We start from the raw sequence: 13478 nt of genomic DNA, 5'->3' as shown, positions 1-13478 counted from the left end.
GCGGGTCAGTCGTCTATTGAAGGTTAGCGAGAGTAAGTTATGGCCTGTTTCGATGTAGCCATTATTGGCGGTGGGATCAGCGGTGTCGGCATTGCCCAATATGCGGCAGCAGCGGGCTATTCCACCTTGCTGATTGAAAAGGGCGAAATTGGCGGCCAAACCTCAGCGAATTCTAGCAAGCTTATCCACGGTGGTTTACGCTATTTAGAAACCGGACAAATTAATTTAGTCCGTAAGTCATTGCTTCAAAGGCGACATTTACTCAATCTTGCGCCATCACTTGTTAAAGCTGTGCCCTTTTATATTCCCGTGTACGACAACAGTCAGCGCAGTCCTTGGACCATTCGCGCAGGACTGAGTATGTATGCACTGCTGAGTGAATTTGATCCTTTAGGCCAATTTGTGTCAGTGCCTGCCGTGCATTGGCATCGTTTCAAGGGATTAAAACTCTCTGGATTAAAAGCCGTATTTCAGTACTGGGATGCGCAGACCGACGATAAATTGCTCACTCAAGCGGTGGCGCGCAGCGCGCAGGCACTGGGAGCTGAAGTCTATGCCGAGGCTGAATTTCTTGAGCTGGAACACAAGCGCGAGACCTGTGAGCTGAGTTTTAGCCACAGGGGCGAAATCCATAAAGCCGAAGCGAAGCTTGTGATTAATGCTGCAGGTCCTTGGGTAAATGCTGTTTTAAGCAAAGTCTTGCCCCCACTTGCGGGTGTTGAACTCGATTGGGTACAAGGCGCCCATGTGTTACTGGATATTCCTGCGCCCGATGGCATCTTGTACTTAGAGTCATGCTTCGATAAACGGGTAATATTTGTGATGCCTTGGTATGGTCAAACCTTAGTCGGCACCACAGAAACTGAATTAACTTCTTTAGATAAGCCGCCTGAGGCGACCGAATCTGAAATTAATTATCTGCTGGGGATCTACAAACATTATTTCCCACTAACGCCGGAGATTGATGAGCTCAAGGCGCTAATAACCAAAACTTTCTGTGGTATTCGGGTCTTGCCTAAGCAAAATAGCCAAGCCTTTGAGCGACCGCGAGATACCTTAATGCAAACATCGATTTCCCATCCGCGAATACTCAGTTTATATGGCGGTAAGTTAACGACGTTTCGCAGTACCTCGGCCGAAGTGCTTGAATGGATTGAAAAGGCCATAGGTAAGCGGCAGTCTATTGCTGATGTTGATAAACTCACCCTATCTTGAGTGCGCCGTGAATTATGCACTTGATGCTGATTTGAATATGCTTCAAGGTGATTTTTACCTGTAAAACCGCTACAGTGTGGCGCTTTTTTACTGATATCTAGGATCTGCCGTGAATGCTGCTATTGTAAATACCGCCAAGCAATGTGGTTATTTTAACCAAGGTCAGTGCCTTTCTTGCCGGCATATACAACAGCCTATGGTGCAGCAAGTGGCGGTTAAAACTCAAATTTTACAGCAACTACTCGCGCCTTTTATCCCAGCTAATTTACCCGATATTTTTCAGCCGCCGGTAATTGGCGAGGACAGCGGCTTTCGTAATAAAGCTAAAATGGTGGCCTTAGGCGCCGCCCATGCGCCTGTGCTGGGGATTGTGAGCCCAAGTGGCGAGGCGGTAGATCTTTGTGACTGCCTTTTATATCAATCTGATATGCAAGATTTATTACATCGCTTAACACGCTTTGTGCAGCAGGCAGGACTTCCTCCTTATCGGGTAGATAGAGCCAAGGGTGAACTTAAATTTATTCTGCTGACCCGCAGTCAAGTGCGTGGTGAATATCTACTGCGGTTTGTACTGCGGTCCACCAATAGTATCGAACGTATCGAACGTGAATTACCTGCATTATTAGCTGAATATCCGCAAATAAAAGTGGTGTCAGTCAATATCCAACCGGTTCATATGGCAATACTTGAGGGGGATGAAGAGATTTTCTTAACTGAGAATACTAGGCTTGAAGAACGTTTTAATCATGTGCCTTTGTTCATTCGGCCTAAAAGCTTTTTCCAAACCAATCCACACGTTGCGGCTCAGTTATATCAAACGGCCCGTGAATGGGTTGCCGAGTTTTCACCTCATTCGTTATGGGATCTCTTCTGTGGTGTAGGCGGTTTCGGACTGCACTGTGCATCCAAAGACATTACCCTCACAGGGATTGAAATTGAAGCTGAAGCGATTGCCTGCGCGCAAATGTCAGCGCAGATGATGGGGCTCGAAAACGTGCAATTTATGGCGCTCGATTCCACCGACTTTGCCAAGGGCAAAAGCGCTGCCGATAAGCCGGATTTGATCATAGTTAATCCGCCGAGGCGCGGTATTGGCGAGGCGCTATGCCAGTCATTAAGCGAGTTTTCCCCTAAGGCCATTCTCTATTCAAGCTGTAATCCGCAAACCTTAGCGAAAGATCTCGAACATATTCAAGGCTATCACTTAACCAAAGTGCAGCTATTTGATTTATTCCCCCACACGGATCACTTCGAAGTACTAGTCATGTTGGTGAAGGATTAATTTTTTAGCTCATCAATTTATCACTAAGCATTTGTGTTCACTCGCTTTACGACTCTTGAAGTCCGCTCAAACAATCATAAGGACTCTACCATGTAGAGTCTTTGCAATACTTTTATCTGCGCTGCTCCCGTGAAACTTCATCAAAGTGTCTTTTTAGTGGCATAATCTTCAGCACTTTATGCATTGATGGGCGGCGATTTATGCTACAGATTTTCCTACGCTTTTTTACCTTGGGCTTGATGAGTTTTGGCGGGCCTGCGGCGCACATTGGTTATTTTCGCCAGACCTTCGTAAATGAACTCGGTTGGCTCGATGATAAGCGTTACGCCAGTCTGGTTGCCTTAAGCCAATTTATGCCGGGGCCAGGGTCGAGCCAAGTGGGCTTTGCCATTGGTTATCAAAGAGGCGGGCTTGTTGGCGCGCTTGCTGCTTTTGCCGGTTTTACACTACCTTCCTTTATTTTGATGTACTTACTGGCGGTAACAACGTCGGCATGGCTCGCCAATCATTATGTTCAAGGGATGATTTATGGGCTTAAATTAATGGCCGTCGTTGTGGTTGCCGATGCCGTTCTCGCCATGTTTAAACAGTTCTGCCAACGCAAATCCGCACGCCTATTAATGTTAGTCAGTGCCGCGGCAATTTTGATTGCGCCATCGATGTGTACGCAAATCCTGCTGTTACTCGGCGCTGCGACTATCGGTATATATAAATTGAGTGCGACGCAAGATGACACTGCACCGCTTGCACCTATCAAATTGAATTATATATATTTACTGCTATTTTTTGTGTTACTCATCGGCAGTTTTTTTATCGTGGATTTAGGATCTGAAGCTTGGATCTTCGGTGAGTTTTATCGCGTAGGGAGCTTAGTATTTGGTGGTGGTCATGTTGTACTACCTCTGCTAGAAACAGCGGTGGGGGATACTATAGGTGGCGATCGTTTTCTGACAGGTTATGCCTTTGCCCAAGCAGTGCCAGGACCTATGTTTACCTTTGCGACCTTTTTAGGCGCTGAAGTGATGTTAGATAAGCCCTTCATGGGAGCTTGCATCGCAACCGCAGCCATTTTCTTACCCGGTTTTTTACTCATGCTGGTGGGGTTGAAAAGTTGGCATGCGATTGCCGCAAGACCAAAAATTGCTGGCGCTATAGCGGGAGTGAATGCCTGTGTTGTTGGCTTACTTGCCGCAGCACTTTATCAACCCGTGTTTTCTCAGGCGGTATTCTCAGGTAAAGATATGGCCTTGGTATTGCTCGGTTTTGGTGCATTAAAGTTATTTAAACCACCTATGCTACAACTGGTATTAGGCTTTAGTGTATGTGGTGTGCTGCTTAATATGCTTTGAACTGAGTCGTTATTAATCGAATGTTTATTGAGCAAGATTAAGATTTTGTTACTTTAAGCGCATAGAAATACAACAATCTTAGCTATACTCCGAAGATACAAGTTGTAATCCTTTGGAGCATTCAAGTATGTCTAAGTTGAGTTTGCGCAATAAATTATTATTGCTATCGCTGTTTCCTTTGATCCTCGCATTATTGGTGTTGATGTCGGTTTCTTATTATGTCGAGCAAAATGCGCTTGCCGATGAGGTGGTTACCTTTAGATCTAAGCTCGTCGGTGAACGTAAACAACAAATTAAAGAAGCTACCGAAATTGCCGCTGGTATAGTGAATTACCAATTATCGTTAAAAGAACAAGGGAATGTGAATCAAGCGCTAAGAGACATACGTTTTGGCAGTGCGGGTTATTTCTTCATGTATGACTCTCAAGGGAAAAATATTTTTCATGCCCTCATACCGAGTTTAGAAGGGCAAAATAAAATGGATATGACAGATCCTCGCGGCACTAAAATTATCGTCGGTCTGCTCGATGCCGCTAAACGTGGCGATGGTAGTTTCTCCTATTACTATCAAAAACCTAATACTAATGAACAGATTGAAAAAATCAGTTACGCCATGATGATCCCTGGTACTGACTGGATGTTAGGTACTGGGGCATATATCGATGATATTGAAGCTGTTGTTGAAGATTATCGCGAGACAGTGACTGAGCAAATGGCAGAAAAATCCTTCGCGATTTTGCTGATAGCGCTTTTCCTTACGGGTATTACTGGCTTTATCATTATGATTGCCGCCCACCGTATGGTCGTGCCAATCAAGAATATGGCCGATAACTTAAATGATATTGCTAAGGGCGAAGGGGATTTAACCAAGCGACTTACCGTAAAAGGTGAAGACGAAATTGCCCAACTTGGGCGCTCCTTTAACCTCTTTGTCGATAAACTTCAGCATATTATCGGCGATGTTGCGACTGCGACGGCAAAAGTAAAAACGGCAGCCAATGCGATTCATGATCAAACTAAAGTCATGTCGAGCCAGTTGGTGAGTCATAACAATGAAACCGATCAGGTGGTGACTGCAATCACTGAGATGTCCTCCACTGCGAACGAAGTGGCTAAGAATACCACTCAAGTAGCCGAAGCGACTCACGCTGCTACTGGTGATGTGGCAAATGCTCAGCGCTGTGTTGATGCTTCGCTTGAGGAGATTGCGTCTTTAATGTCGCAAATCAACAATGCGGCAGGCAGTATAAAATCACTCAGCGAGCAATCACAGAAGATCAACAGCGTGCTTTCTGTCATTGGCGGTATTGCCGAGCAAACTAATCTATTGGCATTGAACGCCGCCATCGAAGCGGCCCGTGCTGGTGAACAGGGTCGTGGATTTGCTGTGGTCGCCGACGAGGTGCGTAATTTAGCCAGTCGAACTCAAGCCAGCACGTTAGAAATCAACGAGATGTTATCGGCACTGCATAAGCTAGTGACCCAAGCCGTGAAAGCCATGGAAGAGAGTCAGCAAAGCTGTGTACGTTCGGTGGATTCTTCTCGCACGATTTCCGATAGTTTAGGTTCAGTCACTTCAGCGGTAACGGCGATTAATGATATGAGTACCCAAATTGCGGCCGCGGCGACAGAGCAAAGCTCAGTAACCGAAGAAATTAACCGTAACGTGTATGCCATCCAAGAGATTGTAAACGAGCTGCTTCATTCCAGCGAAGATGCCGCTAGGATCAGTATGACAGTCTCGGAAGAAGGCATTAACTTGGGCAAGTTAGTGGGCCAGTTTAAGATTTAATTGCAGCAATCTTGATTAAAAACGGGAGACTTAAAGTCTCCCGTTTTTATTTGGCTTATTTACCTTTTTGAAGAGCACTTAATCCATCTACTTTAGTCAATCCAGCCTAGTCAGTTCATTCTAATCAATTTTCTCGGCAACCCGCTCAACCCTTACCGAGCAGACCTTATATTCTGGGATAAAAGCGACAGGATCTAGTGCATTGATGGTGAGTTTATTCGCCGCAGCTTCCACAAAGTGGAAGGGCAGGAATAGTACGCCAGCTTGGGCTCTTTTCGTCACAAAGGCGTCGATTTCAATTTCGCCGCGACGGGTAGTAAGTTTGATTTTATCGCCATTGCCTATGCCGAGTTGCTCGGCGTCATAGACTGAAATCATTACCTTAGGCGAGCCGAGTAAGTCGAGTCCGGCCGTTTTACGGGTTAACGTGCCTGTGTGAAACTGTTCCAGTAAACGTCCGGTCGAGAGGGTGAGCGGGTACTCACTGCAGGGCATTTCTGCGGGTAAGCGATAACTCACTGGTGTGAACTTACCTAAGCCGCGGGTGAATTGACCTTGGTGCATGATGGGCGTTCCCGGATGGGTTTCATCTGGGCAAGGCCATTGAATACCTTGGGGAATTTTACCGTCAACTCCAGTGCTTAATCGCTGCCAAGTAATGCCGCGATATTGTGGTGTCAGCTCATTGATTTCCTGCCAAATCGCTTCTTCATTAGGGTAATCCCAAGCGGCACCCATCGCATTGGCAATGGCTTGGACAATTTGCCAATCGGGCAGGGCTTCACCTAGCGGTAGCAGGGCTTGTTCGAGTCGCTGCACTCGTCGTTCAGTATTGGTGAAATGACCGCGTTTTTCGACAAAGGCTGCGGCGGGCAGAACCACGTCGGCAAGCTCGGCGGTTTCGGTGAGAAAGATATCCTGCACCACTAAAAAGTCGATTGCATTAAGCGCCCTAAGCACATGGGCTTGATCTGGGTCGCTTAATACGGGGTTTTCGCCCATTACATATAAAGCCTTGATTTTCCCTTTGGAAATATCATGCATCATATGGGTTGCGGTCACGCCAATTTCTCCCGATAACGGCGTTTGCCAATGTGCCTCGAAACGCATTCTGGCATGAATGTCAGTGACTTTTTGGTAACCACTGAAGAAGTTAGGCAGTGCGCCCATATCACAGGCACCTTGCACATTACTTTGTCCCCGCAGTGGATTAATCCCCGCTCCTTCAACTCCAATATTGCCGCATAGAAGTTGTAGATTAGATATGGCGGTGACATTGTCGTGTCCCGTCGTGTGCTGGGTAATGCCCATAGCATAGTAGACTGCGGTTTTGTCGGCAGTACCTATGGTGCGTGCGATGCGGGCGATATCTTCGGCTTTAACACCTGTTATCAAGGCTGCGTTTTCTAGGCTGTAATCTACTTTTTTGAGTTCAGCATAGAGAGCATCCACGCCTTCGGTGCGTGCGGCAATGTAGCTTTTATCCTGCCAGTCGTTGCGGATAATTTCCGCCATAATCGCATTGAGTAGCATGACGTCAGTGCCGGGTCTGTGGGCGACATAAAGCTGTGCACTGTCGGCAATGGCAACACGTTTAGGGTCGGCCACCATTAGTCTCGCGCCATGCAAAGCCACGGCTTGCTTAATTTTCGAGGCGATGATCGGGTGAGCACTGCTGGTGTCTGAGCCTATGATAAAAATCACATCCGATGCTTGAATGCTCGGAATGTCATTGGTCATGGCGCCACTGCCGATACTTTGCTGTAGCCCAGTGACTGTAGATGAATGACACAGACGGGCACAATGGTCGATGTTATTGGTGCCGAGTATGCTTCTGACAAATTTTTGCAGGAGGAAGTTTTCTTCATTAGTGGCTTTTGCCGAGGCCAAACTTGCCAGTGCATTGCTGCCATATTGCTGTTTTATTTGCAGTAAATGTTCGGCCACATAGGCGATAGCTTCAGGCCAACTACTCGGCGTGAGCTGGCCATTTTTACGAATGAGTGGCGTGGTGAGGCGTTTTTCACTGTGAATAAAATCGAAGCCAAATCGCCCTTTGACGCAGAGCATGCCTTGGTTAACCACAGACTCTTTATTGCCCTCAATATGACGGATCTGATTCGTGCTGGTATCGATTTTAAGGTCAAGCCGACAGCCTACGCCGCAATAGGTACAAATCGTTGAGGCGGTTTTGAGTGGCGTTTCATCGCCTTGGCGTTTGTCCCGCGCATCGACGAGTGCGCCTGTTGGGCAAACCTGCACACAGTTGCCGCATTGCACACATTTGCTGTCGGCCATGCTAGCGCTAAAGCCGACTCTCGGTGCACGGCGCGTGGCGGTTTCGCTTATGTCTTGCGGCAGCGCTTGATAGGAATCATGGGCAAATTGAATCGCACAATGGCCACTCTGCAACTGGCACACATCGACGCACTTACCGCAGCTAATACAACGATTTGCATCAAATTGAATGAACGGACTCGATTTATCGACCGAAAACTTACGCGCGCTTTGAGTGCTGAGTGACTTAGGTTCGACATGGTAGTCGGTCGCATAGTCTCTTAATTTACAATCCGTATTGGCTTGGCAGGCGCATTCGAGGCAGCGAGCAGCTTCTTGCATGGCGGCATCGGGAGCAAAGCCTAGCTCGACTTCGCCGTAATTTAGCAAACGTTGCACCGCGTCCAATTCGGGCATGGTTAAACGGGCTTTACGTGCGACAGAGGGGTAGAGTTCGATAGTTGGTAAGCCTTGTTTTATTGTGTTACCGACTGCTTTTGATGAATTAAATTCAGTGGCATGCAGCTCGCAACTTAGGCCTTGTTTGAGCAATTTATCTATGGCAATTGCGGCTTTATTGCCGTCGCCTATCGCGGCGACTGCGGTAGCAGCGCCGCGGCGTGCATCCCCCACCACAAAGAGTTTTTCAACCCCTGATGACATAGTGTGCTCGCAGCCAATAAAGGTATTCCAGCGGCTGAGAGCGAGTTCACCATTGCTTAAGTGGCTCGCGGGATCTTGCATAAAACTCATATCGGGAGTTTGTGATACTGCGGCTATCACAGTGTCGAAATCTTGAGTAAAGGTTTCACCAGTATCAACGGGAGCGCGTCTGCCAGAGGCATCGGCTTCGCCGAGTGCCATCTTAGCGAAGGTGACTGAATGGACTCTACCTTGCACATCGCTATGGTTTTCAAGCGGATTGGTTAAAAAATGAAACTTCACCCCTTCGACTTCGGCCTCATGTACCTCGTAAGCTTCGGCGGGCATTTCTGCGCGGGTACGACGATAAATTAGGGTGACATCGCAACCTTCACGCACTGCTGTGCGGGCGCAATCAATAGCGGTATTGCCACCACCAATGACGGCGACTTTCTTACCTAAAACAAGTGTCTTTTCGAGACAATGATCTTTTAAGTAATCGACACCTAAGTAGCAACCCGCGAGTGTGCTGCCGGGATAATCCATAGGCACAGCTTTTTGGGCGCCAATGGCGAGACAGACGGCATCAAAATCTTCAACTAATTGATTTAAATGTATCTCGTGACCGAGACGTGTTTCTGTGTGGATGGTTAACCCGTTATGGCACAAGAGTTCGATCTCCTTGTCTAGTATCGCTTTAGGTAAACGATACTCAGGAATGCCATAACGTAGCCAACCACCCGCCTGTGGCATAGATTCGAATACCTCTACGCTATGGCCTTGGTTTGATAAGTAATATCCGGCACTTAACCCTGCTGGACCCGCACCGATAATGGCGACTTTTTTGCCCGTGTCGGCTTGGCGTGGCGGCACATAACTCATGCCCCCATTTTCGCCATCAGCTAAGTCGAGATCGGCAGCGTGGCGTTTTAATTGACGTATGGCAATGGGCTCATCGACGAGTCCGCGGCGACACTGTGCTTCACAAAAAGCAGGGCAGACACGGCCAATGGAGAGTGGCAGCGGCAAAGTTTGTTTAATGACTTTAACGGCTTCAGTATGGTTGCCTTGGGCGATGTGATACAGGTAACTCTGTACATCGACGCCCGCAGGGCATGCTTGTTGGCAGGGGGCTTCGCAATCGGCAAAATGATCGCTCAAGATCTCAGTCAGCGCTTGTTTGCGTTTTTGACTTAAGAATTCAGACTGAGTTATGACTCGCATGCCGACTGTGGCGGACGTTTCACAGGCGCGTACGCAGCGCAAACTGGCGTCGGAATTCTCAATCTGGACGACACACAAATTGCAGGCTTGCTTGTCTGCATGTTCGTGAACGCCTAATTGCTGCGAGGCTACGCTGGGATCACATAAGCTGGGTATTGCTATGCCAGCAGCTTGCGCCACTTGCAGTAGGTTATCGGTCGGATTAACCGACAACACTTGGTCATCAATTCGAAGTTCTATCATCCCATGGCCTTTTTATATGTAGGGTGCTTAGCTGCTATAGCGCGGGGCTGCAGGCTTAGGTTGTTTCGAGTATACCTAGACAGCTTTAGAAGACGCTTATGGGCGAGTGAAGTTTGCTGCAAAATTGCAGCTTGAATCACAAACCCGCCCAGACTGTGCGCTGGTGAATGTTTGTTCTAATTTAGTCGTGATGGGGTTGGCGTTATCAGGCCTTTTTAGTTGTGTTTCCTTTGATATTATGGGGGTTTTTTAGGCAGGAGAGCGCTTGTGTGTCAGCCATTGGCCTCGCGCATAGCATCATCTTGGCTAAATTCTTGGCTAAATTTAAGTAAGATCACAGTCTTAACTCATTGCTTTTTGTTAGTCTCGGCGTTAGTGCTGTGGTCTTTTAGCTTGGAAAATAATCCTTGTTATCCCATTTAATGAACAGTGCACCCCTAGGTTTACCAGTCTGGTTAGGTTAAAATGCGCGGTTGCAAATACTGTTAATCACTGCCCCTTTTAGTGGAAGATCAATTAAAGCGGCCAAATAAAGAAAGTTGAAAACTCATGTTTGAAGTTAATCCAGTAAAATTCAAAATTAAGGAGCTTGCCGAGCGCACGGAGCTTCTTAGGGGGTATCTTTGACTACGATGCCAAAAATGAGCGTCTAGAAGAAGTTACCCGTGAGCTTGAAAGTTCAGAAGTGTGGAACGACCCAGAGCGCGCCCAAGCCTTAGGCAAAGAGCGCGCTAGCCTAGAAGCTGTGGTCAAAACCATAGACGATATGGACTCAGGTCTTGAAGATGTTGAAGGCTTACTCGAGCTGGCTATTGAAGAGGAAGACGAAGATACCTTCAATGAAACCAGTAAAGAGCTGGATTATCTCGAAAGCCGCCTTGCCGATCTTGAATTCCGTCGTATGTTCTCCGGCCCGCAAGATGCGTCAAACTGTTATTTAGACATTCAGTCTGGTAGTGGTGGTACCGAAGCCCAAGATTGGGCCAACATGGTGCTGCGTATGTACCTACGTTGGGGCGAAGCCCATGGCTTTAGCCCTGAGTTGATGGAAGTGACCGATGGTGACGTGGCCGGTATTAAAGGCGCGACCATTAAGTTTACTGGCGAATATGCGTTCGGTTGGTTACGCACTGAGACTGGCGTGCACCGTTTAGTACGTAAGTCGCCATTCGATTCATCGGGTCGTCGTCATACGTCATTCTGCTCTGTGTTCGTTTATCCAGAAATCGATGACGATATCACGATTGATATCAACCCATCGGATCTGCGTATTGACACTTATCGCGCATCGGGCGCGGGTGGTCAGCACGTTAACAAAACGGAATCGGCGATTCGTATTACCCACTTACCGACGAATACCGTCGTGCAGTGCCAGAACGACCGTTCACAGCATAAAAATAAAGATGCTGCGATGAAGCAGCTGAAAGCAAAACTGTTTGAGTTAGAAATGCTCAAGCAAAATGCCGACAAACAGGCCGCAGAAGACGCTAAGTCTGATATCGGCTGGGGCAGTCAAATTCGCTCTTATGTATTAGACGATGCCCGCATTAAAGACTTACGCACAGGCGTTGAAACCCGCAATACTCAAGCGGTACTCGATGGCGATCTGGATAAGTTTATCGAAGCCAGTTTGAAATCTGGGCTGTAATTAATTCAAGGTATAGACGAGAAATAAGATGACTGAACAAGTAATTGATGAGAACAAACTGATCGCCGAGCGCCGTGCCAAGCTAGAAAGCATCCGCCCAAACTGTAGTGCTAATGCGCATCCAAATACCTTCCGTCGCACCCATAAAGCGGCTGAACTGCAAGCACTGTATGGTCAAAACACTAAAGAAGAACTCGAAGCCTTAGGTTTTAAGACCAGCATTGCTGGCCGCATCATGGCAAAACGTGGTCCTTTCTTAGTGATCCAAGACGTGTCTGGCCGTATTCAAGCTTACGCTGAAAAAAGCGTACAAGCTGATTTGAAAGAGCGTTTTCAAGGTCTGGATATCGGTGACATCATAGGTGTAACTGGTCAGCTGCATTTGTCTGGTAAAGGCGACTTATACGTCAACATGGAACAGTACGAGTTACTGACCAAGGCGCTGCGTCCATTGCCTGCGGACTATTATGGTCTAGCCGATCAAGAAATGCGCTACCGTCAACGTTACGTGGATCTCATCGTTAACGAAGATTCGCGCAATGCCTTTATCATGCGTTCTAAAGTAGTTTCTGCAATCCGTAACTTCATGATCAAAAAAGAGTTCATGGAAGTTGAAACCCCTATGATGCATGTGATCCCAGGTGGTGCTTCGGCCCGTCCTTTTATCACTCATCACAACGCCTTAGACATGCCAATGTACCTGCGTATCGCACCAGAACTATATCTGAAGCGTTTAGTGGTCGGCGGTTTTGAGCGTGTGTTCGAAATCAACCGTAACTTCCGTAACGAAGGTCTGTCACCACGTCATAACCCAGAATTCACTATGATGGAATTCTATATGGCTTATGCAGACTACAAAGATCTGATGGACCTCACCGAAGAAATGCTCAGCTCGATTGCTATCGAACTGCTTGGCAGTGCGCAAATGCCCTACGGCGAGCACACAGTTGATTTCGGCGGCCCATACGCACGTTTAAGCATGTTAGAAGCGATTCAGAAGTACAATCCTGATAACGCGACTATCCAAGCTATGACCTATGAGCAAGTGAAAGATGTTGAATTCATGCGCGATTTGGCGAAAAGCTTAGGCATGAAGATTGAGAAGTTCTGGACTTGTGGTCAGCTACTTGAAGAAATCTTCGGTGAAACAGCTGAGTGGCAATTGATGCAACCAACGTTCATCACTGGCTACCCAGCGGACATTTCACCATTGGCACGTCGTAATGATGACAACCATTTCATCACTGACCGTTTCGAATTCTTCATCGGTGGCCGCGAAGTGGCTAACGGCTTTAGCGAGCTGAACGATGCTGAAGATCAAGACAACCGCTTTAAAGCACAGGTTGACGCGAAAGATGCAGGTGACGATGAAGCTATGTTCTACGATGCAGACTATATCACTGCACTGGAACACGGTTTGCCACCCACGGCAGGTCAAGGTATTGGTATCGACCGTTTAGTGATGTTGTTCACTAACACTCATACTATCCGTGACGTGATCCTGTTCCCTGCTATGCGCCCACAGGCGTAATGCAGTCGAACAAGGTATTTCGTTGGTACATTTCGTTGGTACATTTTGTTGTATTAGTTTAGCCACTCGACTTTTAGTAAGTCGCAATAGCTTAAGTTTACAGTGATTGATTTAGGTATGACCTGAGCATCGCTACGATGAAATACCCCCTAAAAAACCAGCCATTTGGCTGGTTTTTTGTTTTCTAAAATAGCTAAAAATAATGAGTGATAAAGTCGAACTGTTAGTAACCTAAAAATGGGCTAGATGAGCATCATTAAGTGGCACGTTAGCTT

The 13478-nt window shown here is 47.2% G+C and carries 7 protein-coding genes; 6 read left to right on the top strand and 1 reads right to left on the bottom strand.

Annotated features, from left to right (window positions below; all coding sequences use genetic code 11):
- The first annotated feature begins 39 nt into the window (after positions 1 to 39).
- The 4 genes from L5M71_RS12905 to L5M71_RS12890 all read left to right on the top strand — a co-directional run bounded on the left by L5M71_RS12905 (position 40) and on the right by L5M71_RS12890 (position 5638).
- Positions 40 to 1215, top strand: coding sequence for a glycerol-3-phosphate dehydrogenase/oxidase (locus tag L5M71_RS12905; protein ID WP_263208181.1), 1176 nt, complete (start codon positions 40 to 42; stop codon positions 1213 to 1215).
- 109 nt (positions 1216 to 1324) lie between these two features.
- Complete coding sequence (gene rlmC / locus L5M71_RS12900; protein WP_263208178.1) at positions 1325 to 2497, top strand: 23S rRNA (uracil(747)-C(5))-methyltransferase RlmC; 1173 nt, start codon at positions 1325 to 1327, stop codon at positions 2495 to 2497.
- Between the two features lie 200 nt (positions 2498 to 2697).
- Entirely contained in the window at positions 2698 to 3846 is a 1149-nt protein-coding gene (gene chrA, locus L5M71_RS12895) for a chromate efflux transporter (protein WP_263208175.1), read from the top strand.
- A gap of 127 nt (positions 3847 to 3973) precedes the next feature.
- Positions 3974 to 5638 (top strand): methyl-accepting chemotaxis protein, encoded by a 1665-nt coding sequence (locus L5M71_RS12890; protein ID WP_113939838.1) that lies wholly within the window; start codon positions 3974 to 3976, stop codon positions 5636 to 5638.
- Between the two features lie 120 nt (positions 5639 to 5758).
- Here the strand turns inward: L5M71_RS12890 and fdhF are convergent, their stop codons facing one another.
- Positions 5759 to 10024, bottom strand: a complete 4266-nt coding sequence (gene fdhF / locus L5M71_RS12885) for a formate dehydrogenase subunit alpha (protein ID WP_263176840.1) — start codon at positions 10022 to 10024, stop codon at positions 5759 to 5761.
- Positions 10025 to 10573: 549 nt separating this feature from the next.
- Here fdhF and prfB point away from each other — a divergent pair.
- Positions 10574 to 11672 (top strand): peptide chain release factor 2 gene (gene prfB, locus L5M71_RS12880; RefSeq protein ID WP_168824900.1). Its coding sequence is split into 2 segments (ribosomal slippage): positions 10574 to 10648 and positions 10650 to 11672, totalling 1098 coding nucleotides; the frame shifts between segments, so codons are not numbered across the junction.
- A gap of 28 nt (positions 11673 to 11700) precedes the next feature.
- On the top strand, positions 11701 to 13203 hold the full coding sequence (gene lysS / locus L5M71_RS12875) for a lysine--tRNA ligase (RefSeq protein ID WP_263208173.1): 1503 nt from the start codon (positions 11701 to 11703) through the stop codon (positions 13201 to 13203).
- Positions 13204 to 13478 lie beyond the last annotated feature (275 nt).

Origin of the sequence: Shewanella sp. SW1, assembly GCF_025653545.1 — a bacterium.
GTDB classification, from domain to species: domain Bacteria; phylum Pseudomonadota; class Gammaproteobacteria; order Enterobacterales; family Shewanellaceae; genus Shewanella; species Shewanella oncorhynchi.
This window is presented reverse-complemented; position numbering and strand designations above follow the sequence as displayed.

Excerpts from the sequence above, each read along its gene's own strand:
- fdhF (WP_263176840.1), bottom strand. The coding sequence starts at position 10,024 with ATGATAGAACTTCGAATTGATGACCAAGTGTTGTCGGTTAATCCGACC.
- L5M71_RS12890 (WP_113939838.1), top strand. The coding sequence starts at position 3,974 with ATGTCTAAGTTGAGTTTGCGCAATAAATTATTATTGCTATCGCTGTTT.
- lysS (WP_263208173.1), top strand. The coding sequence starts at position 11,701 with ATGACTGAACAAGTAATTGATGAGAACAAACTGATCGCCGAGCGCCGT.
- L5M71_RS12905 (WP_263208181.1), top strand. The coding sequence starts at position 40 with ATGGCCTGTTTCGATGTAGCCATTATTGGCGGTGGGATCAGCGGTGTC.
- chrA (WP_263208175.1), top strand. The coding sequence starts at position 2,698 with ATGCTACAGATTTTCCTACGCTTTTTTACCTTGGGCTTGATGAGTTTT.